A 23,547-nucleotide genomic window follows, 5' to 3' on the forward strand; every position below is an offset into this window, starting at 1 on the left:
GACTAAACGTCGAACACCGGTGTGTCTAGGAAGCTATGCAAGCTACAGAGGTGATCTTTGGAGTTGAGCTCAACGGCTACTCCGCCGCCTCCAGCATAGCCTGCTCCGCCGCCCGCGCCGCATCCAGCTCCGCTGCCTTGGCCTCGACCTGGGCGACGATCTCCTCGATCATGCCGTCGTTGTGCTGTTTGTGGGCGATCTTGCCGTTCAGATAGACCATGCCGGACCCGGCACCCCCGCCGGTGAAGCCCACGTCGGTATAGAGTGCCTCGCCTGGCCCGTTGACGACGCAGCCGATGATCGACAGCGACATGGGCGTGGTGATATGGGCCAGCCGTTCCTCAAGTTTGCCGACCGTCTCGATGACGTTGAAGCCCTGACGCGCGCAGGACGGGCAGGCGATGATGTTCACGCCCCGGTGCCGCAGGCCCAGCGATTTCAGGATGTCGAAGCCGACCTTGATCTCCTCAACCGGATCGGCCGCCAGCGACACGCGGATGGTGTCGCCGATCCCTGCCCACAGCATGGACCCCATACCGATGGCCGACTTGATCGTGCCGGTGCGCAAGGGGCCGGCTTCGGTCACGCCCAGGTGCAGCGGGCAGTCGATGGCCTCGGCCAGTTGCTGATAGGCGGCGACGGTCAGAAAGGGGTCGGACGCCTTCACCGAAATCTTGAACTCGTGGAAGTCGTGATCCTGCAGGATGCGGGCGTGGTTCAGGGCGCTCTCGACCATGGCGTCGGGGCAGGGCTCGCCGTATTTCTCCAGCAGTTCGCGCTCAAGAGACCCGGCGTTGACGCCGATGCGCATCGAACAACCATGGTCCTTGGCCGCCTGAATGACCTCGCGGACGCGGTCGGGCGAGCCGATATTACCGGGGTTGATACGCAGGCAGGCGGCACCCGCCTGGGCCGCCTCGATGCCGCGCTTGTAGTGAAAATGAATGTCGGCCACGAGCGGGACCCGCGATTCACGCACGATGGTCCGGAAGGCCTCGGTGGATTCGACATCGGGACAGGAGACCCGGACGATATCGGCCCCGGCCTCTTCAAGCTGACGAATCTGCTCCAGGGTCGCGGCCGCGTCCGAGGTCAGCGTGTTGGTCATCGACTGGACGGTGATCGGCGCGCCGCCGCCGACGGGCACATTGCCAACCATGATCTGACGACTCTTGCGCCGCTCGATATGCCGCCACGGACGGATGTGACCCAGTTCGGAGGAGTGATCAGCGCTCATGATGCGTCCAATATAGGGGATGCCTGTTCACAAGACCACGACAGCCGACGTCGCAAGCGGTCAGCGCGGAGACGTCACTGGTGCGACAGGTACCGCAGACGGGCTGATGGGGACGACCGGGGTCTGAGCAGACGGTCTGGTGGCCGCCTGACGGGCAGCCTGAAGCTGGGCCTGACGTGTACGTTCCGCATTTTCTTCGGCGGCCTGCCGGATTTGCGCTTCGGCACGGCTGTTGAACTGGCTCAGCGGTACCTGCAGCGCAGGCATGACGCCCGCATATTCGCCGTTGATGTAGACGTCGAACGCGGTCGGCTCGGACACGTCGAGCGTAGCCGACACGCCAATCGGCGCACGCCAGGCGTCACCCTCGGTCAACTGCCGCGCAAACAGCACACGACCGTCGGCCAGCCGCACCACGATATTGGCCGCCTTGGAGGCCTGAAGCACGACATGGGAGGCGGTGGCGGGGGCCCCGTAGAGAGCTCCACGCGGGTTGAAGGCCTTGCGCACCGGCGTAGCCGAGGCTGCTGCGGCTGCCAGCTGTTCGGGTGTTGCGGGGGCGACGCCCGTCATCTGCAGTTCAAGCCCCGGTGTGACGTAAAGTTCAGGCACGGTCTGATCGGCGGGTGCCGGGGCGGGACCGGACAGCCTCAGACCCGCCTTGTCCACGGATTTATCCGTCGCCCAGTTTGGCGGCACCTGGGCGATATCCGACGGGCGCGGGGCCTGGACCAGGCTGACCCGCTGAAAGATGTTCCAGCCGACGACGGCCAGCAGCAGCAGGCCGCCTACCGCTGCCAGGCGTCCGGAGTTCCGCTTCACATCCTCATAGGCGATGCCGGACGGGGCCTGTAGCGGTACTGTCGGATCGGGGCTTTCGCGCTTGAAGCGCTCGACCGCCGACTGTTCGTCCAGCCCCAGAGCCGCCGCATAGGAACGGACGTAGCCGATCGAGAACACCCTGTTGGGCAGTATGGAAAAATCGTTCTGCTCGATTGCGGTCAGATAGCGGGTGTGCACCTTGGTCTGGGTCGAAAGTTCGGCCAGGGATCGCCCGCTACGCTCGCGGGCCGCGCGCAAGGCGTCGCCCAGCGTCAGTGCATCCTCGACCGAGGCGTCGGCGGGATCGGCGCGAGGCCCCAACTCTGCGGAGGTTGCCCCCCTTTTCACCGCCATCAGGCCCGCCCTCGTCACCGGCGTATCGAAGAATGGATTGGGGCCTGCGACCGCGTCAGAGCCCTGCCGCGTGCATAGAACACAGGCCGCGCCGCTTCAACGGCAGGCGTTAAAGGATGACGTTCAGCTTGCGGGCCAGCGATTCCAGCTCGCCCCGGATAGAACCAGCCGAGGAGCCCAGCAGGCCGCTCATGGCGCGGCGCGCGGCCGTCAAATCGGCGGACAGGATCATCCGCTTGACTGGCCCCACTCCACCCGCCGGAGCCGACAGCCGGGTGAAGCCCAGCGTCAGCAGGGCAAAGGCTTCCAGTGGCCGACCCGCCAGTTCGCCGCAGACGGAGACAGGCGTGCCGGTGTCGGCACATTTCCGCTGGATCTCGGCCAGGGCCCTCAGTGCAGGCGGCGACATCGGATCATAGCGATCCGACACCAGCGGATTGGTCCGGTCGGCGGCGAACATATACTGGAAAAGGTCGTTCGTCCCCACCGAGACGAAGTCCGTCAGCGGCAGCAGTGCATCCAGATGCCATAGCAGTGACGGGCATTCGATCATGGCTCCGACCCGCAGAAGGGCGGGCAGCTCGCGCCCGCGTCGCCGGGCCCAATCGCACTCGACATCGACCAGCTCGCGCGCGGCCCTGAACTCGTCGACCGTAGCGATCATGGGAAACATGACGCGCAGTTCGCGTCCGGCACCTGCCGCCAGAAGGGCGCGCAACTGCAATCTCAGAAGGCCCGGCCGGTCCAGACCCAGGCGAATGGCGCGACGACCCAAGGCGGGGTTCTCCTCCCGCTCCGTCTCCAGATAGGGCAGAACCTTGTCACCACCGATATCGAGCGTGCGGAAGGTGACGGGGCGGTCGCCGGCCGTATCCAGCACCAGTTTGTAGAGCGCCGTCTGACTGTCCAGACGCGGCAGCTCCTCGGACACCATGAACTGGAATTCGGTGCGGAAAAGGCCGATGCCCTCGGCCCCCGTCTCGTTCAGGTTCTCCAGATCGACCGCCAGGCCCGCATTGGTCAGGACCGTGATCCGCTGGCCATCGAGGGTGACGGCATCCACGTCTCGCAGCTTTGCAAACTCGGCCTGCCTTTGGCTGCGCACCTCCATGCGCGACTGCACGGCGGCCAGCATGTCGGGACGAGGCCGCAGATAGGCCTCGCCTGTCTCGCCGTCGACGATGACCTGATCGCCTTCGGACAGGCGGTCGCGCAGGCCCATGAGGCGGCCGACGCAGGGAATCTGCAACGCCCGCGCCACGATGGCGGCGTGGCTGGCGGCCGAGCCCTCTTCGAGCAGCAGGCCTCTCAACTTGTGCCGGGGATATTCCAGCAGGTCGGCGGGCCCCAGGTTGCGCGCCACCAGGATGGCGTCGTCGGGCAGGTCGCGCTCGCCCGGCTTGTCCCCAGCCAGGAACCGCAACAGGCGGTTGGCCAGGTCCTCGAAGTCGTGCAGCCGCTCTTTGATATAGGGGTCGCGGGCCTGGGCGAAGCGAGCGCGGTGTTCGTTGCGCACACGATCGACGGCGGCCTCGGCAGTCAGGCCGGTGCGCACTGCCTCCTCCAGCGACCGGTTCCAGCTGCGGTCGTCGGCGAACATCCGGTAGGTTTCCAGCACCTCGAACGACTGGCCCGCCAGCTTGACGCGGCCGCCCTCAAGCATGGCGTCGATGTGGGCCTTCAGCCCGATCAGGGCCTCGCGCAGACGGATTTCCTCCACCTGCTGGTTTTCGGCCAGCAGGTTTTCCGGCGGCACCGGGGCCTCGTGCAGTACGACGTGGCCATAGGCCAGACCCTCGGCGAACCGCTGGCCCTTCAACCGCTCCGGACGGTGCGGAGCTACTTCAATATCGCGCAGTTCGTCCTGGGCCAGCAACTCGCCCGACGCCACCGTCTCGGCCAGGACCATGGCGATGGTCTGGATGTCCTCGACCTCTTCCTCGTCATAGCGCCGTTCGGAGCGGTTCTGGACGACCAGCACGCCGATGGCCCGGCCGCCGCGCAGCAGGGGCGCGCCCAGGAAGGCGTGATAGGGGTCTTCGCCCGTTTCCGGACGGTAGGAAAAGCTGGGGTGGGACGGGGCGTCCGACAGGCTGATCGGCTGGGCGGTGCGGGCGACTTCGCCCACCAGGCCCTCGCCTGGGCGCAGGCGGGTATTGTGGACGGCCTCGGGCTTCAGACCCTGGGTGGCGAACAGTTCCAGCTCACCCGACGACCGGCGCAGATAGATGGAGCAGACCTCGGCCACCATCGACTGGGCGATGGTGCGGACCACGTGGTCCAGACGCTCCTGGGCCGGAGCCGCACCGGCCATCGCCTCGCGGATCTGGCGAAGCAGGCTGCGCGGCCCCCTCGTCGTCAATCCGCCAGCCGCCAATCCGCCCTCCCGTAAAGCTCACGCCGCAAATGGGCGCTCGATGTGACTATTCCTAGACCGCTTCCAGACCGTATGCGGAATGAAGTGCGCGGACGGCCAGTTCCGCATAGGCGGCGTCGATCAGGACACTGATCTTGATCTCGGACGTCGAGATGGCCTGGAACTTGATGCCCTTGTCGGCCAGGGCGCGGAACATGGTCTGGGCGACACCGGCATGACTGCGCATACCGACGCCGACGACCGAAACCTTGGCCACGTCCTCGTCAACGCGAAGCTCCTCAAAGCCGATCTGGGCCTGTTCGGCCCGCATCAGTTCCGCCGCGCGCTGCGCGTCTCTGCGACCTGTCGTGAAGGTCAGGTTGACGGTGCCTTCCGTGCGGGCCTGGCTCTGGACGATCATGTCCACATTGACGCTGGCCTCGGCCAGGCGGGTGAAGACATCCGCCGGAGCGTCGGTGCGGTCCGCCAGCCCCAGCAGGGTGATGCGGGCTTCGTCACGGCTCATGGTCACGCCGGATACGATACGTTTTTCCACGATTTCCTCCTCGTCGCAGATCAGGGTGCCGGCATTGGCGGGCAGCGCGCCATTCTCGTCAGGTTCGATGAAGCTGGACAGGACCCGTACAGGCACCTGTTTGGCCATGGCCAGTTCGACGGATCGGGTCTGAAGCACCTTGGCCCCCAGCGAGGCCATTTCCAGCATCTCTTCGTAGGACACCTTTTCCAGACGCCTGGCACGGCTCTCGATCCGCGGGTCGGTGGTGTAGACGCCGTCCACGTCGGTATAGATGTCGCACGGGCATGACAGCGCCGCCGCCACGGCGACCGCAGACGTATCCGAGCCGCCGCGGCCCAGGGTGGTGATCCGCCCGCCGCGGGTCACGCCCTGAAAGCCTGGAACAATGGCGATCTCGCCCGCGTCCATTGCGGCCCCCAGAACCTCGCCCGGCACATCCTCGATACGGGCGCGGCCGTGGGCGTCGTCGGTCAGGATGGGAATCTGCCAGCCCATCCAGCTGCGCGCATTCAGCCCCATGTTGCGCAGGGTCAGGGCCAGAAGGCCCGCCGTCACCTGTTCGCCCGAGGCCACGACCACGTCGTACTCGTCGTCCGACATCGCTACGCCCTCGCCGGGTCGGCCCGCGCCGTCGGTCCAGGCCACCAACTCATTGGTCTTGCCCGCCATGGCCGAAACGACGACGGCGACCTGCTTGCCCGTCGCGGCCTCTGCGGCGACGATCCGGGCAGCACGGCGGATGCGCTCAAGGTCGCCCATCGAGGTGCCACCGAATTTCATCACCAGCCGCGTCATTTCAGCGTGTCGTTCCCTGTGCCATGAGGCTGTATGGTATCGAATGGCGTCAGGGTTCACTCCCGCAGCCACGGTTGCTTCTAACGACCGGCGGACGACGCGCAAACCCCAAAGGCAACAGGGTCTTATGGACACCAACGACGCCCAGGCCTCCGGCCCCTCGATCGACCCCGCCGATGTGGCGAGGTTTTCGGCCCAGGCCGAGACCTGGTGGGACGCGCGTGGACCATTCGCGCCTTTGCACAAGTTCAACCCGGCGCGGTTGCAGTTTGTGCGGGATCGGGTCGCCGAGCGGTTCGGGCGAGACATCCGCCAGCGCGAGGCCTTCGCAGGTCTGAGCCTGCTGGACGCAGGCTGCGGCGGGGGGCTAATCGCTGAGCCGATGCGGCGGCTGGGCTTCGAGGTGACGGCTGTCGACGCCTCGTCCGAGAATATCGGAACCGCTCGCGCCCATGCGCAGATGACCGGCCTGGACATCGCCTATCGCGCCGCCACGGTCGAACAGCTGGAGGCCGAAGGGGCCGGGCCGTTCGATGTTGTGCTGACAATGGAGGTCATCGAACATGTCGCCGATCCGGAAGGCTTTGTGCGGGCCTGTTCGCGGCTAGTGAAGCCGGGCGGGATCATGATCGTGGCTACCCTGAACCGTACGCTGAAGGGTCTGCTGCTGGGCAAGGTCGCGGCGGAATATGTTCTGCGCTGGGTACCCGCAGGCACCCACGACTGGCGACAGTTTCTGAAGCCCGACGAAATCCGCACCATGCTGTCGGCCGAACCGGTGACCGTCACCGGCCCCTATGGCCTGGAGTATGAACTTCTGAACGACCGCTGGAGCGAGGGCGAGGCCGACATCAACTATATGATGATCGCCACCCGGGACTGAGCGCCTAAAGTTCACGCACCATGTAGCGAGCGTCGTCGCCATAGCTGGCCAGTTTCGCGGACAGCTCCGGTGAGGTGACGGGGTGAAAGCCCATCCGCTGCCAGAAGGCGGTCGCGTCATTGACGGCGACCAAGGCCATCATCGTCCAGCCGTCCGCCCGCACCTGATCGACCAGCCGTTCGACGATACTGCGGGTATGGCCACCGCCTCGCACGGCGGGATCAAGCGCCAGATCGTGCAGATAGATGCGGTCGGCCTCCGCCGGAATCGCCTCGATAAGGGTGTTCAGAGCGGGAGCGGTCTCGCCCTTCCAGGGATAGGCGAACAGATAGCCACGCACGGTGTCGTCAGCCCCTGCCAGCACGAACGACATGGCCGGGCTGAGCGCCAGTCGGTTCTCGAAACAGGCCCGGCTTTCGAAGTGATCGGGAAACGACAGCCGCGCAACCCTGACGACGCCGTCGATGTCTGCGGTGGTCATTGGACGCCAGGCCAGCGGAGCGGCGGCCATTAATGCGCCTTGGACGGGTCGGGCGGCAGGACGGGCAAAGGGGCGCAAGGTACGCCGTCATCCCGCAGTTTCTTCACCTCGGCGGGTGTCGCCTCGCCGTAGATTTCGCGCTTCTCGGAGCGGCCTTCGTGGATGTCGCGGGCCTCGCGGGCGAAGGCGTCGCCGACGTAGTCGAAATTCTGTTCGACATGGGATCGGACCTCCCGGGCGGCCTGCATCATCATGGTCTGGAGGGCGGCGGGATCGGCAGACACCGCTGACTTGCGCGTGCCCGCGACGGCGGGGGCCATGATCTGTTTGCCGATATCGCGCGAGCCGCAGAAGGGACACTCGACCAGACCGCGCTCCGCCTGATCGTCATAGTCGGCGGAGGCGCTGAACCAGGCCTCGAAGCCGTGGTCATGCTCGCATTTCAGGGCATAGCGGATCATGCGGTCGGCAGGGCGAAGTCGCGGTCGTGGGTCAGCTGCGGCACGGCCTCCCGTGCCCGCGCCACGGCATCGAAATCCAGGAGGGCGAACAGCACGCCGGGCGCGTCGTCGTCCAGCCTGGCGACTACCTCGCCCCATGGGGCCACGACAGTGGAACGACCCCAGGTACGACGCCCGTCCTCATGCGCACCGGCCTGGGCCGGGGCCAGGACATAAGCCCCGCTTTCGATTGCGCGCGCGCGGAGCAGCGTCTCCCAGTGCGCCTCACCGGTCGGCACGGTGAAGGCCGCGGGCACGGCAATCATCGACGCTCCCGCCTTGGCCAGCGCACGGTGCAGATGACCGAAACGCACGTCGTAGCAGATGGTCAGCCCCAGCTTGCCCCAGGGCGTGTCGGCCACAACGGCGGCATCGCCCGGCCGGATCGACGCACTTTCGCGCCAACGCTCGCCGGTGGGCAGATCGACATCATAGACGTGCAGTTTGTCGTATGTGCTGACCACAACGCCGGTGTCATCGATCAGGATCGAGCGGTTGGCCGCCCTGTCGTCGCCCTCGTGCCCGGATTTGACGATGGCCGAACCGATCAGCAGCCAGACCTTCAGCTCCCGCGCCAGATCGCGCAGTCCCTGCACGACCAGATCTGCGTCGGCATCGGCCAGAACGGCGTCACGTGCGGCGCGGTCTCTGATCAGGAAGTTGGTCGCCTCGGGTGTCAGGATCAGCTGAGCGCCGCCTGCCGCCGCTTGCCGGATCAGGGGCAAGACGTGGTCCAGCGCAGCCTGCGGCGTCGCGGGCGTCCGGGTCTGAATCAGGGCGATGTTCAGGCTGCTCATCGCGAGGTGTCAGGCCGCCAGCAGCGGATCGAGACCGCCGCGCGCATCGAGCGCATGCAGATCGTCGGAGCCGCCGATGTGTTTCTCGCCCACAAACACCTGCGGGAAGGTCATGCGCCCGCCCGAACGCTGAATCATTTCCTGCTTCTTCTCCGGATCGTTGGAGGCGACGATCTCGGTGAAGTCCACGCCCTTCTTGTCCAGCAAGGCCTTGGCCGCCGTGCAGTAGGGGCAGCCGGGTTTTGTGTAGATGACGACGTCAGCCAAGGCGGTTCTCCGAATGTTGGGGTCTGATCCTAACCGCAGTCGCGGCTGGTGGTTGCCCCCTATGTAGGCAATTCCCTAGCAGTTCGCACCCTCGCGATCACCGCCAGATCGACAGCGCGTGCCCCGCCCTGCAGAAGCGCCCGCGCGCACGCCTCTGCGGTCGCTCCGGTGGTCAGCACGTCGTCGATCAGCAGGATGCGCCGCCCCTTGATGCGACGTCGCCCCGCCTCGGTGACGGCAAAGGCCGTCTTCACGTTCAGCCGACGCCCACGCAGCGACTTGCCGCCCTGGCTTGTCGTATGGGTCTGGCGCACCAGAGCGTCAGGCAGGTAGTCCAGCCCGCTGGACGCCGCCAGTGGACGGGCGATCTCTGCGGCCTGGTTGAAGCGACGCGATATCAGACGCAAGGGATGCAGCGGCACCGGCACGACCGCATCCGCCTCAGTCAGCAGGGGCGCGGCCGCCCGACTGATCCAGCGCGCGAACAGGGGCGCAAAAGGCTGATGATCGCCATGCTTGAACTTCAGCACCAGGCCACGCGACGCCTCGTCATAGACACAGGCCGCACGCGCGCGGGCGAAGGCATAGGGCTGGGCCAGGCACGCCGCGCACCGGCTGGCGGCGAAAGCCCCACCATCGGCCTCGAACGCCGCACCGCAGCCGTCGCAGACCGGGTCTTCCAGAAACACGACCCGGCTCCAGGCGTCCGGCGTCAGCCCTGCGGAGGCCGTGGCCTCGGGACTGTCGTGCGCCAGCGAGGGCAGCAGCAGGTCCGCCAGGCCTCGCCCCATACGCCGTCCGAACAGCCCGACAGGCCCCGCACCTTTCAATCGCGCGCGCCAGCCCCCATCCTGAAGGTTCATGAACGCCTCCTCCGGTCCCCCCGCCATCTTCGACGCCCGTCGTCGTGCCGCCCGCCTGGCCCGCAGCGAACGCCTGTTCGCCGGGGCCGACTTCCTGCATGACCGCGCCGCCGAGAATGCGGTTCATAGCTTGGACGTCATCCTGCGCGACTTTCCGGACGCCGTCGACCTGTCGGCCCACCCGGAGCCTTTTGCGCGGCAACTGGCGGACAGCGTGGCGGCAACCAGGGTCGGGAACGTATTGTCGGTCGGCGATCCAGCGGCGCGCACGGCACCGGGGGCGCAGCCTCTACCTTTGGCCGATCAATCGCAGGACCTGATCGTCTCTTTGATGAGCCTGCACTGGGCCAACGATCTGCCCGGTGCCCTGACGCAGATCCGCCGCGCCCTAAGGCCGGACGGCCTGTTCCTGGGAACCCTGTTGGGAGCAGGCACTCTGAAGGAGTTACGAGGAGCTCTGACCCAAGCCGAACTGGAGGTGAGTGGCGGAGCCCAGGCGCGGGTGTCCCCCTTTGCCGACGGGTTCGACGGGGCTGCCCTGTTGCAGCGGGCTGGATTTGCACTGCCCGTCAGCGATGTTGACCGGGTGGTGGTGCGCTATCCCGACCTGCTGGCCCTGGTGCGAGACCTGCGGGCCATGGGTGAAACCAATGTGTTGACAGGCCACGTCAGACCGCTGACCCGCAAGATTTTGACGCGTACAGCGGAGCTATATGCGGAACGACACGCCGAGGCCGACGGGCGCATACCCGCCACCTTTGAGATCATCCACCTCGCCGGATGGGCCCCCCATGAAAGCCAGCAGAAGCCGCTGGCGCGAGGGTCAGCGAAAATGAGGCTGGCGGATGCACTCGGTGTTCAGGAGCAGACCGGCGAAGGCTGAGTAAGACTCAGCCGCCTGCGATAGCGGCGCTGATTTTGTTAAGCGCGGCGTTGAACATATTGGTGCTGGCTCCGCCAAAGGCGGTAATCGCGCCAAGCGCTACCAGAAAGACGAGAGAGGCAATAAGGCCGTACTCGATCGCGGTGGCGCCGCTGTCATCAACTATGAAGCGCGAAATCAGGCGTCGCATTCGGCCCCCTTTCGCGGCGGCGAGGTCAAAGCAGATCGCGCAACCAGGCGACCAGGGGTTCATCCGCCGGGGGCATGGGATAGTCCCGGAGCTGATCCGGTTTCACCCACTTCAGTGCCGCATGCTCGCGCCGTTGCACCGTGCCCGACCAGCGCCGGAGCAGATACAGTGGCATCAACAGGTGAAAGGATTCGTAAGCGTGACTGGTAAACACGAAGGGGGCCAGGCAGGCGGCATTGACGTCGATGCCCAGTTCCTCGTGCAGCTCGCGGATAAGCGCCTGCTCGGGCCGCTCGCCCGACTCGATCTTGCCGCCGGGAAATTCCCATAGGCCTGCCAGCGCCTTGCCCTCGGGCCTTTGCGCGATCAGCACGCGTCCGTCGGCATCGATAAGGGCCGCTGCCACGACCAGAACGGTGGGGAGGGTGCCGGTCACGAACGATAATCGCCGTTGATCTCGATGTAGCGCTTGGTCAGGTCGCAGGTCCACACGGTGGCAGAGGCGCGGCCCGAGCCGACATCGACCGTGATGTCGATCTCCGACTGTTTCATATAGGCGCTCATCTTCGCCTCGTCATAGGTCGGCGATGGCGCTCCATCGATGGCCGCCTGGTGCGGACCGAAGCGTATAGCCAGGCGGTCGCGGTCCACCGGTTCCTCGGTCTTGCCGACGGCCATGACCACGCGGCCCCAGTTGGCGTCCTCGCCGGCGATGGCGGTCTTGACCAGCGGGCTGTCGGCGATCGACTTGGCCAGTTTACGGGCCGAGGCGGGACTGGCGGCCCCGTCCACTGTGACTTTTACGAACTTGGTCGCCCCTTCCCCATCCCGGACGAGCTGATGCGCCAGGTCCAGCATGACCTTGTCCAGCGCGGCGGAGAACGCCTTCAGCCGCCGGTCGCCGACCCGGCCGATGCGCGGCGCACCGCTGGCTCCGGTGGCGAACAGCAGGCAGGTGTCATTGGTCGACGTATCGCCGTCCACGGTCACAGAGTTGAAGGTGGTTCGCACATGCAGACCCAGCAGGGCCCGCAGCACGCTTGGGTGGATGTCGGCATCGGTGACGATGAAGGCCAGCATTGTGGCCATGTCGGGCGCGATCATGCCCGAACCCTTGGCGATGCCGGCGATCCGGACCGTGTGTCCTTCGATCTGGCACTCTGCGAACGACCCCTTGGGGAAGGTGTCTGTGGTCATGATGCCCAGACCGGCTTTTGCCCAACCATCGGCATCCAGACCGGCCTCAATGTCATGCATCCGGGCCGCGATCTTCTTGTCGTCCAGCAGGACACCGATCACGCCCGTGGAGGCCAGCATCACGTCACGCTGGCGACAGCCGAACCGTTTGGCGACCTCTGACGCCGTGCGCCGTGCCGCATCGGCTCCGGCCTTGCCCGTGAAGGCGTTTGCGCAGCCCGCATTGACCACCAGCGCCCGCACATCCTTGCCGCCCTCGTCAGCATCAAGATGTCGCTTGCACCAGTCCACGGGGGCTGCACCGATCTTGTGGCGCGTAAAGACGCCCGCACAGCTCGTGCCCCGCGCGAAGGAAAAGACGACCAGATCGTCTCGTTCATGCTTGTAGAAGCCCGCCCTCGCCGTGGCGATCTCGACCCCGCCGATCGGCGGAATGGCGGGAAACGGCACGGCCAGCGGCGATATCTCCAGCCCGGGCTTTCCGGGCACGGCAACAGTGGCAGGCGACGTCGAGACAGCAGGCTTGCCCGCGCGTTTCAGCGCCGTGGCCAGCGGGTCCAGCGCCTTTTCGATGGCGTGCTCGATCTTCTGTCCCGTGGAACGGCCGGTCGTGGGAGTCTTGCTCATGGGGCAGGGGTCGCGGGCGCTTGAGTAGGGGCAGGAGACCCCGCCGCTGATTCGTCCAGCAGGCGCTCGATCTTCGCCCGACCTCGCAGGGTTTCCAACTGCTGGCGGATACCTTCGTACGTTAGGTAGCGGACAATTTGGGGCCGCGCCTGTTCCAGCGTCGGCGGGGTTTCGCGGCGCCGGTCCTCGACACGCAGGACGGCCCATCCCGCCTCGGTCTGGACGGGGCCGATGGTAGACCCTGCCGGTTGATCGCGCAGGGCGTCGGCATAGGCCTGGGGCAGGACATCCAGCGTGCGATAGCCCAGGTCACCCCCCGAAAAGCGCGTGGCGTCATCGATCGAACTTTGTGCCGCCACGGCCTCGAACGCAGCACCTTGGGCCAGGACGCCGATCACGGCCGCGGCCTCCTCGCGCGTACGACTGAGGATTAAGCGGACCCTCACCTCGTCGGTCGTCTGGGCCTGACGGACCTGGTCGCGGTAAAGTTCCTGGATTCTGGCCTCGCTAACCTGGCCGGCAACCTGCTCCTCGATCAGGACGTCGCCCAGAATGCGCTCGCGCGTCGCCACGAGTCGGCGCTGGACCAGGGCGTCATCGTCGAGCCCGCGCCGCTCGGCCTCGGCGGCTAGAAGTTTTCGGTCGATGACCTCGTCCAGCACGCGGCGGAACAGGTCTGAGTTGGTATCCAGGGGCTCAGCCTCGCCGATCAGCCCCTGGGCCACGGCTTCGCGTTTGACGTCAGAGGCCCAGACCGTCTCGTCCTGAACCCTGGCCACGGCGCGATCGTCGGCTTCCGGCGGGCGGTCATTACCGCCGCCACGTCCACAGGCTGAAAGTGCCAGGACGAGGGCCAGAAGAACCGGCGCGACAGTCATCACGGGGGGGCGAAAAGGCTGCATGAAGGCAGGCTCCGTCACAGGGCGGCAAAGGCCCTCGCGTTGACAGGGATAAGGTCGGTGCTTAAGTCCCGCCTGCGCCCAAGTCGAGGGGTTTCATCGTCCGCGCGGCCCCATGCAGCGCGCCCTGTTTCAGGTGCGACGGGCCGCCGCCGAAGAAGCCGCCGTCTCGGCGTCAGACCTTCGCCGCTCCTTCGGGACCGTTCCAGTACCAGAGCCCTACCCGCTCGCCCGCCTTCGGATCATTCATGCTCGGCATCGCCAAGAAGTTTTTCGGCTCCTCCAACGACCGCAAGGTCAAGGAATTCATGGGGCGGGTGCAGAAGATCAATGCACTCGAGGACAAGTTCGCCGCCCTGTCGGACGACGAACTGCGCATGATGACCGACGCTTTCCGCGATCGTCTGGCTGGCGGCGAAACGGTCGACAAGATCATGAACGAAGCCTTCGCCGTCGCGCGTGAGGCCTCCAAACGGGTGCTGGGCCAGCGCCAGTATGACGTGCAGCTGACCGGCGGCATGATCCTGCACGACGGCGGCATCGCCGAGATGCGGACTGGCGAAGGCAAGACCCTGGTCGCCATCGCGCCTGCCTATCTGAATGCCCTGAGCGGCAAGGGCGTCCACGTTATCACCGTCAACGACTATCTGGCCCGCCGCGACGCCGAATGGATGGGACGGGTCTATCGCTTCCTGGGCATGGAGGTCGGTGTGATCGTCAACGGCCTGTCCTCGGGCCAGCGCCAGGCCGCCTATGCCGCTGACATCACCTACGGCACCAACAATGAGTTCGGCTTCGACTATCTGCGCGACAACCTGGTCTATGACCGGCACGAGATGGTGCAGCGCCCGCACCATTTCGCCATCGTCGACGAAGTCGACTCCATCCTGATCGACGAGGCGCGCACGCCTCTGATCATCTCGGGCCCGACCGAGGATCGTTCGGACCTGTATCTGATCGTGGACGGCATCATCAAGGAGATGATCCAAGACAAGACCATCTATGACCTGGACGAAAAGCAGCGCCAGGTCCTGCTGACCGAGGAAGGCTCCGAAAAGGTCGAGCAGATCATGGAAGAGCGCGGTCTGTTCGCCGAGGACACGACCGGTCTGTACGACGCCGCCAACATCACCCTGGTGCACCACATCAACCAGGCACTGCGGGCCAACACGCTGTATCAGCGCGACAAGGACTATATCATCAAGGCCGGCGAGGTCGTGCTGATCGACGAATTCACGGGCCGGATGATGAGCGGCCGCCGCCTGTCCGAGGGCCTGCACCAAGCCATCGAGGCCAAGGAAGGCGTCAAGATCCAGCCTGAGAACCAGACCCTGGCCTCGGTCACGATCCAGAACTATTTCCGCCTGTACGAAAAGCTGTCGGGCATGACCGGCACCGCCGCGACCGAGGCTCAGGAATTCCTCGACATCTACAAGATGGACGTTCTGGAGGTTCCGACCAACCGTCCCGTCAAGCGGATCGACCACGACGACGAAATCTTCCGCACCGAGGCCGAGAAGAACCAGGCCATCGCCAATCTGATCGCCGAATGCCACGTCAAGGGCCAGCCGATCCTGGTCGGCACCGTCTCGATCGAGAAGTCCGAGACGTTGTCGGAACTGCTGAAGACCCACAGCTACGAAGTCCAGATCAAGACGCTGAAGCCCCAGCACCAGCATCTGCAGACCGAGGCGATCAGTGACGATCCCAAGGTGCGTGCCGCTGCCAAGAAGGCCTATCATGCGCTGAAGGACGAAGATTTCGACATCGAGATCAAGTCCGGCACCGGCATTCCGCACAGCGTGCTGAACGCCCGCCAGCACGAGCAGGAAGCCTTCATCGTCGCCGATGCGGGTCTGCCGGGCGTGGTGACCATCGCCACAAACATGGCTGGTCGCGGCACCGACATTCAGCTGGGCGGCAACCTGGAAATGAAACTGCAGAAGTGGCGTCAGGACCAGCGGAACCTGGCCATCGAGGTCACGCCCGAGGACGAGGCGGCCATGGAGGCCCAGTTCAAGGCCGAGATCGCGGTCCAGAGGGAGAAGTCGCTGGCGGCCGGTGGCCTGTTCGTCCTGGGCACCGAGCGTCACGAAAGCCGCCGTATCGACAACCAGCTGCGCGGCCGGACGGGTCGTCAGGGCGACCCCGGCGTGTCCAAATTCTTCCTGTCCTGCGAGGACGACCTGCTGCGCATCTTTGCCGGCGATCGTCTGGACTCGATCATGCGCAGCTTCGGTGTGGCCGAGGGCGAGGCGATCTCGCACCCCTGGCTGAACCGTGCCGTCGAGACCGCTCAGAAGCGCGTCGAAACCCGCAACTACGACATCCGCAAGAACCTGCTGAAATACGACGACGTCGTGAACGACCAGCGCAAGGCGGTCTTCGAGCAACGTCAGGAATTTATGGACTCCACCGACCTGTCCGAACTGGTCAATGAGTTCCGCGCCGACGTCATCTCCGACCTGGTCGAAAGGCACATGCCGCCCAAGGCCTATGCCGAGCAGTGGGATATCGACGGGCTGGACGAGAAGGTGAAGTCGACTCTCGGTCTGGACCTGCCGCTGCACGACTGGGCCGCAGAGGAAGGCGTCTCCAACGAGGAGATCGAGGAGCGGATCGTCGCCGCCACCGATGCCCGTGCCGCCGAACGTCTGGAAATGCTGGGCGCCGATCAGACGCGCGGGCTGGAGCGCCAGTTCCTGCTGCAACAGATCGACATGGCCTGGCGCGAGCACCTGGTTCACCTGGACCACCTGCGCGGCGTCATCGGCCTGCGCGGCTATGGCCAGCGCGATCCGCTGAACGAGTACAAGACCGAGGCCTTCAACCTGTTCGAGACGCTGCTGTACGAGCTGCGCCACAACGTCACCCGCTGGCTGATGACGGTCGAGTTCCGCTTCCAGGAAGCGCCCCCGCCCATGGACATGCCCGAGTTTCAGGAAATCCACCTGAATCCCGGCACGGGCGAGAACGAAATGAATCACCCCTCGGCCCAGAACCCGGAAGGCCAGCTGACCGGCGACGACCGTTCACGCCTGCCGGTCGATCTGCTGGCCGCAGGCTGGGAGCGCACGCCGCGAAATGCCGACTGTCCGTGTGGATCGGGACGCAAGTTCAAGCATTGCCACGGTAGCTTGATCTAGGGCGCTAACGCTTGCCGCGCGGCGGCTCGCTTCCAGAGCGCGTTATCGTGCGTTCTGCCGGTGACGTGAACGACGGAGAGACTGATGGCCGGTGCGCGTAAAGACCTTTTCTCCCGCGCCCTGTCGCTGGACCCCGATCGGCTGCACTTCGCGGCGCATAGCCACCACCTGTGGCCAGACGCCAGTTTCGATGGGCAAGTACGGGCCTGGGTCGAGGCCAATCAGTTTGCGGACCGCAAGTGGGATCTGGTGTTCGGCGATGTGGTGCCGGAGGCGCAGAAACATGTGGCGGCCGAACTGAACCTGCCGTCGCCGGACACAGTGGTGTTCGCGTCCAACACCCATGACTTCCTGCTGCGGATCATCTCAGGTCTCGAGCGCAAGCCGATCCGGATCCTGTCCACCGACGGCGAATTCCATGCCTTTCGTCGCCAGGCCGAGCGCTGGGAAGAGGCGGGTCAGGCCGTGGTCACGCGGGTGCCACTCGAGCCATTCGAAACGTTCGACGAGCGGTTCGTGGAGGCCGCGCGCGGCGGTGGTTTCGACCTGATCGTGATCAGCCAGATCTTCTTCAAGACCGGCCAGGGCTTCAACCGGCTGGAGGATCTGGCGGCTCTGGCCGATCCGGCGGGGCCATGGGTGGTCGTGGACGGCTATCACGGCTTCATGGCCACACCGACCGATCTCTCGGCAGTGGCGGACAAGGTGTTCTACGTCACCGGCGGCTATAAATACGCGATGTCGGGCGAGGGGGCGGGCATGCTCCATGCGCCCGACGGCTACTGCATGCGCCCCGTATCCACCGGCTGGTTCGCCGAGTTCGGCAATCTGATGGGGCCGCCGGACGGCGTTCAGTACCGGGCCGATGCGGGCCGGTTCTGGGGGGCGACGATGGATTCCACCCCCCTGTACCGCTTCAACGGTGTACGCCAGATGCTGGACGAGGCCGGGCTGACAACCGCCGATATCGCCGCCCATGCCCACGGCCTGATGCGCACCTTCCAGCAGGCGATCGAGGGCGGTCAGGTCGGCCGTCTCGCCGATGCGGAAATCCTGAACCCGATGACGAATGACGCCAACCGCGCGCGGTTCCTGGCTCTGCGCCACCCCAAGGCCCTGGCCTGGCGGGCGCGGCTGCTTGAGGCCAATGTGGTCACCGACGTACGGGACGACACCATCCGCTTCGGCTTCGGCCTGTATCAGGACGAGCCCGATCTGGAGCGTCTGATCGAGACCTGCGACCGGGTGCTCTGAGTCACCGTCAGAAGAAGGTCGTGTCTTCCTGCTGCTGCGGCTGAGGTGTCGTGCGCGGCCGGGGGGCTTGCGTCGGGCGTTGCGCTGGGCGAGCCGACGGATTTCCGGAACCGGAAGCGTTCGGCGCGGGAGCCGTCCCCGCCTGCGGCAGGGGCTGGCCCTCAACGCGGCCCGGGGTCGGCACAGGCGGCGCGGTCAGATCGGGATAGGGCAAAGCCTGTGTGCCCGCGGGCGGCGGGATGGCGGTGCCACCTTCATCATAGGGTACGGCCTCGGCTGTCTGGCCCCCGTCCGTGGCCACCCCGTCCGGTGCGCCCAGATCGTCGCGGATGTAGGCCCATGAGCGGGCATCGGTGCAGGCGCAGGCCTTCAGAAACCCCTGCCGGTCGCGCCAAAGAATGACGGGATAACCTTCCCGCACACCGTTCGGCTCCAGCAGTTCGCCAAGGCGGCGGGCGAAGTCACGACCACCGGCGACGATGGCCGTACGGGTCAGATCGCCGTCGGCAGGGGCCAGGCCCGGTGCGGTCCAGTTGGCCACCGGTGTGTCCGTCCAGCGGCGATACAAGGTCCAGTCGCGGGTCAGCCAGAGCTCTGCGACTGTGGCGCGTTCGGCAGCCGTAGACTGGGCCAGGCCCTCGAGGTCTGGCCGGGCGAACATCACCACACGCATCTCGGCCCCCGCCGTGCGCAGCTTGGGCCCCTCCTCGCGCTGGAACCGCATCAGGGCGTCGCTGTCGCGATGGCCGACGACATAGACTGGGGAGCCCGTCACATCGCCCGCCGAGACCCAGGGCGCGTCGTCTAGCAGACGCTGGATCTCGGCCTGATTCTGGCTGACCGTCACCGGCTGGAACCGCGCGAAATAGTTCCACCAGCCCCAGTAGCCCGCCCCGGCCAGTGCCAGGCCGACGATGATCAGAAGGGTGGTCCAGACCAGAAAACGACGCATGCGACAGGGCACTCCAGCTTGGCGGTATAGCTTAGTCTAACGCCCGTTTCCCGAAAGTGCTGCACCGAACGTCGCCCAGGGGAAAATCACCCCATGGTCGGGATGACGAAGCTGCTATCCGCATGCTCCAGCTCGGAATCCGGCCAGCGGGCCGTGACGGTCTTGACCTTGGTCCAGAACTTCACGCCTTCCATGCCATGCTGGTTGGTGTCGCCGAAGGCCGAGCGCTTCCAGCCGCCGAAGGTGTGGTAGGCGACCGGCACCGGGATCGGAACGTTGATCCCGACCATGCCGACATTGACCCGGGCGGCGAAGTCGCGGGCGGCCCGGCCGTTCTGGGTGAAGATTGCGACGCCGTTGCCGTACTGGTGCTTCGACGGCAACGACAGGGCCTCCTCGAAACTGGCGGCGCGGACGATCTGCAGCACGGGGCCGAAGATCTCTTCCTTGTAGGACTCCATCTCGGGCGTGACGTGGTCGAACAGCGACGGGCCGATGAAATAGCCCTTCTCGTGCCCCTGCAGGCTGAAGCCGCGACCGTCGACGACCAGTTCGGCCCCGTCCTTGACGCCCTGGTCAATCCAGCCCTCGACGCGCGCCTTGTGCTGGGCGGTGACCACCGGACCGTAGTGGGCCCCCGCGTCGGTCGAGACGCCGACCCGCATCGACGGGATCTCGGCCACCATCCGCTCGCGCAGTTCGTCGGCCGTCTTCTTTCCGACGGGAACGACGACCGGCAACGCCATGCAGCGCTCGCCGGCCGAGCCGTAGGCTGCGCCGGACAGGTCTTTGATAACTTGGTCCATATCGGCGTCGGGCAGGACGATGCCGTGGTTCTTCGCCCCGCCCATGGCCTGGACCCGCTTATGATTGGCGGCACCCGTCTGATAGACATAGTGTGCGATGTCGGACGAGCCGACGAAGCTGACGGCATGGACCAGCGGGTGCTCCAGGATGGCGTCCACCGCCGCCTTGTCGCCGTGGACGACGTTGAGCACGCCCGCGGGGGCTCCCGCCTCCATCATCAACTCGGCCAGACGCACCGGCACCGACGGATCGCGCTCGCTGGGTTTCAGGATGAAGGTGTTGCCCACCGCAATGGCCACGCCGAACATCCACATCGGGATCATGGCCGGGAAGTTGAACGGTGTGATGCCGGAGACCACGCCGAGAGGCTGGCGCATCGAATAGACGTCGATGCCGGGGCCTGCGCCCCAGGTGTATTCGCCCTTCAGCGCATGCGGAATGCCGCAGGCGAACTCGATGACTTCCAGCCCGCGCTGGATGTCCCCTTTCGAGTCGGCGACCACCTTGCCGTGCTCGGACGACAGCAGTTCGGCCAGCTCGGTCATGTTGGCTTCGACCAGCCGCTTGAACTCGAACATCACGCGCGCGCGGCGCTGGGGGTTGGTCGAGGACCAGCCCTCAAAGGCAGCCTGCGCCGACTGCACCGCACGGTCCATCTCGGCGACCGAGGCCAGCTGCACCCGTGCCTGGACCTCACCCGTATTTGGATTGAACACATCGGCGAAGCGGCCTGATGCGCCCGTAAAGCTGGCACCGTCGATGAAATGGTTGATGTCGCGCATGGTCGGACGTTCCCTGAAGAGCGGCTTGTTCTTGTTGGCGGCGGTTTAGCGGGTCGGGTGGGCGGACGCCAGCGGGGCCGTGCGCGTCAGATCATACCGCCGCGTCGAACAGGGCGTCGCGGGCCACGTCGGCCTGAAGCATGGGGAAGAAATGGGTGCCGCCCTGGACGGTTTGAACGGTGACGTTCGGGAGGCCGCGCGGCTGCTCCGGGACATGGCAGGTCGATCCGGCCTCCGCTTTCAGGATGCGAACCGGACCATCATAGTACTTGAGCGCGCGCCAAGGGTCGTGGCTCTGCGTCGCGTAGTTGGATGCTTCCCAATCCGGCGCACAGGCCAGCATAAAGCCGCCGTCTGTCTGGATCAGGCCGTCGGCCAGGTAGTCCGCCACCATCATCTCGGGCCAGCCGCGAAACGCCCCCCGTCCGGTGTAGGCCGTCATGGCCTGTTCCCGGCTGTCAAAGACAGCCCGACGCTTCAGGGCATTCTTCACAAGCGGAATTCTACCCGCCATCCGATCCAGCAGAGGCAGATGGAAGATCGCGACGGCCAGGCGGCTCCAGATTACAGGGTCGAACAGTACCAATTTCGAAACCCGCTCGGGACGTTCGGCTGCCGCCAGGATAGACGAGGTTGCCCCCATGGAATGCCCGGCCAGTATGACAGGCGGGCCCTCCAGCGCATCCAGCAACGCCACCAGGTCGTCACGGTGGTCGTTCCAGCTGCGTCGCCCTTGTGTCCGTGCCGGAAGAACTGACGCGCCATGGCCTCGAAGATCCGGCGACCAGAGCCTGAGCGAGCCCGACAGGGGGGCCAGCAAGCTGCGATAGGTCATGGCGTTAAAGCCATTGGCATGGACAAAGATCACATCGACAGGGCGTTTGGGGTCGCCGTAGTCCAGTACGGCCATGTCGCCCGCGCCCCATCGGTTATCAACCGGCAGGTTGAAGCGGCGGGGCGGGGAGAGCCGGATCGCGTCCATAGACGGCAGATAGGCCATACATAGGCGGGTTACCAGTGATCAGGTCAGGCGCAGGCGGAGCAGCGTCCGTGTGCCTCGATCGTCGTCCGCTCGATGACGTAGCCTGCCGAGGTCGCAGCTGCATCCAGCCCCTCGGCCAGCGTCGCAGAAACCTCCTGAGTCGCGCCGCAGCAATCGCAGATCAGGAAGGCGGCGGCATGATCGTCCGCTCCGGAGGTGCAAGCGACATAGGCGCTGATGGAGGCGATGCGGTGAACCAGCCCCTGGCGCTCCAGAAACTCCAGCGAGCGATAGACCGTGGGGGGCTTGGCCGGCGCCCCGTCCATGCCGAAACGGGCGATAAGGTCATAAGCCTTTACGGGTTCTCCGGCGCTGAGCAGCAACTCCAGCACGCGCGTGCGGGCGGCGGTCATCCGCTCGCCCTGAGCGGACAGTCGGCGATCGGCCTCGGTCAGCGCCCGGCCTACTGTTGCGGCGTCCGGTGGCCCGTCCTGATGTGCGTGATGACAGCTGTCGCCCATGGTCCACAGCTAGGGCTTCGTCGCTCTCGTCGCAACCGCAGCGACCTTCACCGTCGCGTTTGCCGCCGCCGCCGGTCTGGGTTAGACACCGGCCTTCCCTTTTCATTGCAGAGCCCGCATCGCGTCCATGACCGACACAACCTCGACTGCTTCCCTGACCGGCAATGTCCTGTTCTACAGCCAGCCTGAGCCCCTTTCGATCGAGGCCCACGGCACCCTGGGCGTCGATCCGGTTGATCGGCCTTATGATTTCGTGGCTCAGACCAATATCGTGCCGCTGACCGTGACCGAATTCGCGCCGGCCGCCCTGTCCTATCCGGTAATTTTCGTCGGTGACAACAAGCAACCGGTGGCCGTCATGGGTCTGCGCGATGGCGAGAACCTGTTCATCGACGATCAAGGCCAATTCCGTGGCGACGCCTACATCCCCGCCTATGTGCGCCGCTATCCCTTTGTCTTCGCCAATGACGACGCCCAGCAGCGCCTGGTGCTGTGCATCGACCGAAAGGCTCCCTTCGTGAAGGAGGGTGGTGCCCAGGCCCTGTTCGTGAACGGCCAGCCCGGCCCCTACGTCCAGCAGGCCCTGGAGTTCTGCAACAACTTCGAGACCGAGCGTCAGCGGACCGACAGCTTCGTCAAAATGCTGAACGATCTGGATTTGTTCGAAACGCGCGAGGCCAACTTCACGCCGAAAAATCCCGACGGTACGGCTGCCTCGGTTCAGAAAATCGCTGAGTATTTCGCGATCTCGGAAGATAAAATCAAAGCCCTGCCCGTCGAAAAGTTGGTCGAACTTCGTGACAATGGGGCGTTGGGCCAAATCTATGCCCATCTGATTTCTTTGCTGGGCTGGGACCGCCTGATCGTGATCGCATTCGACCGGATGGCACAACAGCAGAAGGCAGCAGGCAACGCCTGAAGCAGGTGATCTTGGTCAGGTTGGGGGTGGAAGTGTTCAAGGCTAATTGCTTCTTCCACCCCTAACGCCGGCACCAATCCTTATCTGCGCACGAACACGGCCCGCGTCAGGCACGAGAAGGCCAGTCGGCCGGCTTCGTCCAGCAGGTCGTGGGACGCAATGACGATGCCCTTGTCGTCGCCGACGGGGTCCTTGCCCATCACCGTCATCCGGCCGCGCATCAGTTCGCCCGGTGGGGGATTGCGCAGGAAACGCAGGCCGTCGACGGCCAGCACCTTGGACTGGGCCCAAGTGCCGGACTTTTCAGCGAACAGCCTACTCCACAGGGCATAGATCATGGCGTCGGGCGCGCCATAGCCGGCATCCCAGCCGGGCGCGAAACGCTCGACGAAGACGCCCAGCGCGGCCTCATCCACCATGCAGGCCCCCAGAGGGATAACTTCCCCGACGCCGATGTCCTCGAAATGAATATGGAGCGGTTCGCTCATGCGATCT

At 65.5% G+C, this 23,547-nt stretch carries 23 protein-coding genes; 5 read left to right on the forward strand and 18 right to left on the reverse strand.

Annotated features, from left to right (window positions below; translation table 11 throughout):
• Positions 1-76: 76 nt before the first annotated feature.
• The 4 genes from ispG to AC4PRM_RS13445 all read right to left on the reverse strand — a co-directional run bounded on the left by ispG (position 77) and on the right by AC4PRM_RS13445 (position 6,102).
• The gene (ispG, locus tag AC4PRM_RS13430; protein ID WP_492040250.1) at positions 77-1,237 is read right to left on the reverse strand and encodes a flavodoxin-dependent (E)-4-hydroxy-3-methylbut-2-enyl-diphosphate synthase; all 1,161 of its coding nucleotides are present in this window, start codon (positions 1,235-1,237) and stop codon (positions 77-79) included.
• A 60-nt stretch (positions 1,238-1,297) separates the two neighbouring features.
• Positions 1,298-2,413, reverse strand: a complete 1,116-nt coding sequence (locus AC4PRM_RS13435) for a helix-turn-helix domain-containing protein (protein ID WP_492040251.1) — start codon at positions 2,411-2,413, stop codon at positions 1,298-1,300.
• Positions 2,414-2,522: 109 nt separating this feature from the next.
• Positions 2,523-4,790: a phosphoenolpyruvate--protein phosphotransferase gene (ptsP, locus tag AC4PRM_RS13440; protein WP_373256427.1), complete on the reverse strand. Its 2,268-nt coding sequence runs from the start codon at positions 4,788-4,790 to the stop codon at positions 2,523-2,525.
• Between the two features lie 52 nt (positions 4,791-4,842).
• Entirely contained in the window at positions 4,843-6,102 is a 1,260-nt protein-coding gene (locus AC4PRM_RS13445; RefSeq protein WP_373256428.1) for an aspartate kinase, read from the reverse strand.
• A 127-nt stretch (positions 6,103-6,229) separates the two neighbouring features.
• Here AC4PRM_RS13445 and ubiG point away from each other — a divergent pair, with 127 nt between their 5' ends.
• Complete coding sequence (gene ubiG / locus AC4PRM_RS13450) at positions 6,230-6,985, forward strand: bifunctional 2-polyprenyl-6-hydroxyphenol methylase/3-demethylubiquinol 3-O-methyltransferase UbiG (RefSeq protein WP_492040252.1); 756 nt, start codon at positions 6,230-6,232, stop codon at positions 6,983-6,985.
• 4 nt (positions 6,986-6,989) lie between these two features.
• On the opposite strand, the gene AC4PRM_RS13455 is transcribed toward ubiG, so the two are convergent.
• Genes AC4PRM_RS13455 through AC4PRM_RS13475 form a run of 5 tightly spaced genes read right to left on the reverse strand, consistent with a single transcriptional unit; the run spans position 6,990 to position 9,893 of the window.
• Entirely contained in the window at positions 6,990-7,496 is a 507-nt protein-coding gene (locus AC4PRM_RS13455; protein WP_492040253.1) for a GNAT family N-acetyltransferase, read from the reverse strand.
• Positions 7,496-7,927 (reverse strand): DUF1178 family protein, encoded by a 432-nt coding sequence (locus tag AC4PRM_RS13460; RefSeq protein ID WP_373256431.1) that lies wholly within the window; start codon positions 7,925-7,927, stop codon positions 7,496-7,498. Before AC4PRM_RS13460 ends, AC4PRM_RS13455 begins: the two co-directional genes overlap by 1 nt.
• The gene (locus AC4PRM_RS13465) at positions 7,924-8,763 is read right to left on the reverse strand and encodes a carbon-nitrogen hydrolase family protein (RefSeq protein WP_373256432.1); all 840 of its coding nucleotides are present in this window, start codon (positions 8,761-8,763) and stop codon (positions 7,924-7,926) included. Before AC4PRM_RS13465 ends, AC4PRM_RS13460 begins: the two co-directional genes overlap by 4 nt.
• Before the next feature lie 9 nt (positions 8,764-8,772).
• A complete protein-coding gene (gene grxC, locus AC4PRM_RS13470) occupies positions 8,773-9,030 on the reverse strand; it encodes a glutaredoxin 3 (protein WP_373256433.1) in 258 nt (85 codons plus the stop codon).
• A 59-nt stretch (positions 9,031-9,089) separates the two neighbouring features.
• Positions 9,090-9,893: a ComF family protein gene (locus tag AC4PRM_RS13475; RefSeq protein WP_492040254.1), complete on the reverse strand. Its 804-nt coding sequence runs from the start codon at positions 9,891-9,893 to the stop codon at positions 9,090-9,092.
• Here AC4PRM_RS13475 and AC4PRM_RS13480 point away from each other — a divergent pair.
• Positions 9,892-10,776 carry a methyltransferase domain-containing protein gene (locus AC4PRM_RS13480; protein ID WP_492040255.1) on the forward strand — a complete coding sequence of 295 codons (885 nt, stop codon included), beginning with the start codon at positions 9,892-9,894 and terminating at the stop codon, positions 10,774-10,776. The two genes, AC4PRM_RS13475 and AC4PRM_RS13480, sit on opposite strands and share 2 nt — an antisense overlap.
• A gap of 7 nt (positions 10,777-10,783) precedes the next feature.
• Here the strand turns inward: AC4PRM_RS13480 and AC4PRM_RS13485 are convergent, their stop codons facing one another.
• From AC4PRM_RS13485 to AC4PRM_RS13500, 4 genes are read right to left on the reverse strand one after another with little or no spacing between them, the layout of a single operon-like run.
• The gene (locus AC4PRM_RS13485; RefSeq protein WP_373256436.1) at positions 10,784-10,966 is read right to left on the reverse strand and encodes a Flp family type IVb pilin; all 183 of its coding nucleotides are present in this window, start codon (positions 10,964-10,966) and stop codon (positions 10,784-10,786) included.
• 25 nt (positions 10,967-10,991) lie between these two features.
• Positions 10,992-11,402, reverse strand: a complete 411-nt coding sequence (locus AC4PRM_RS13490) for a (deoxy)nucleoside triphosphate pyrophosphohydrolase (protein ID WP_492040256.1) — start codon at positions 11,400-11,402, stop codon at positions 10,992-10,994.
• Positions 11,399-12,790 (reverse strand): bifunctional glutamate N-acetyltransferase/amino-acid acetyltransferase ArgJ, encoded by a 1,392-nt coding sequence (gene argJ / locus AC4PRM_RS13495; RefSeq protein ID WP_492040257.1) that lies wholly within the window; start codon positions 12,788-12,790, stop codon positions 11,399-11,401. Before argJ ends, AC4PRM_RS13490 begins: the two co-directional genes overlap by 4 nt.
• Positions 12,787-13,692, reverse strand: coding sequence for a peptidylprolyl isomerase (locus AC4PRM_RS13500; RefSeq protein WP_492040258.1), 906 nt, complete (start codon positions 13,690-13,692; stop codon positions 12,787-12,789). Before AC4PRM_RS13500 ends, argJ begins: the two co-directional genes overlap by 4 nt.
• A gap of 245 nt (positions 13,693-13,937) precedes the next feature.
• On the opposite strand from AC4PRM_RS13500, the gene secA reads away from it, so the two are divergent.
• Entirely contained in the window at positions 13,938-16,835 is a 2,898-nt protein-coding gene (gene secA, locus AC4PRM_RS13505) for a preprotein translocase subunit SecA (protein ID WP_492040259.1), read from the forward strand.
• A gap of 84 nt (positions 16,836-16,919) precedes the next feature.
• Positions 16,920-18,089 (forward strand): aminotransferase class V-fold PLP-dependent enzyme, encoded by a 1,170-nt coding sequence (locus AC4PRM_RS13510; RefSeq protein WP_492040260.1) that lies wholly within the window; start codon positions 16,920-16,922, stop codon positions 18,087-18,089.
• A gap of 7 nt (positions 18,090-18,096) precedes the next feature.
• Here the strand turns inward: AC4PRM_RS13510 and AC4PRM_RS13515 are convergent, their stop codons facing one another.
• From AC4PRM_RS13515 to AC4PRM_RS13530, 4 genes are all read right to left on the reverse strand, one after another.
• Positions 18,097-19,041: a hypothetical protein gene (locus AC4PRM_RS13515; RefSeq protein WP_492040261.1), complete on the reverse strand. Its 945-nt coding sequence runs from the start codon at positions 19,039-19,041 to the stop codon at positions 18,097-18,099.
• A gap of 86 nt (positions 19,042-19,127) precedes the next feature.
• The gene (locus tag AC4PRM_RS13520) at positions 19,128-20,630 is read right to left on the reverse strand and encodes a CoA-acylating methylmalonate-semialdehyde dehydrogenase (RefSeq protein WP_492040262.1); all 1,503 of its coding nucleotides are present in this window, start codon (positions 20,628-20,630) and stop codon (positions 19,128-19,130) included.
• A gap of 91 nt (positions 20,631-20,721) precedes the next feature.
• Positions 20,722-21,612 (reverse strand): alpha/beta hydrolase, encoded by an 891-nt coding sequence (locus tag AC4PRM_RS13525; RefSeq protein WP_492040298.1) that lies wholly within the window; start codon positions 21,610-21,612, stop codon positions 20,722-20,724.
• 44 nt (positions 21,613-21,656) lie between these two features.
• Complete coding sequence (locus AC4PRM_RS13530) at positions 21,657-22,133, reverse strand: Fur family transcriptional regulator (protein ID WP_492040263.1); 477 nt, start codon at positions 22,131-22,133, stop codon at positions 21,657-21,659.
• Positions 22,134-22,260: 127 nt separating this feature from the next.
• On the opposite strand from AC4PRM_RS13530, the gene AC4PRM_RS13535 reads away from it, so the two are divergent.
• Complete coding sequence (locus AC4PRM_RS13535; protein ID WP_373256446.1) at positions 22,261-23,052, forward strand: SapC family protein; 792 nt, start codon at positions 22,261-22,263, stop codon at positions 23,050-23,052.
• 80 nt (positions 23,053-23,132) lie between these two features.
• Here AC4PRM_RS13535 and AC4PRM_RS13540 read toward each other — a convergent pair whose 3' ends face one another.
• On the reverse strand, positions 23,133-23,540 hold the full coding sequence (locus AC4PRM_RS13540; protein WP_492040264.1) for an acyl dehydratase: 408 nt from the start codon (positions 23,538-23,540) through the stop codon (positions 23,133-23,135).
• Positions 23,541-23,547 lie beyond the last annotated feature (7 nt).

It is taken from the genome of Brevundimonas sp. DW-iso22 (assembly GCF_058725425.1).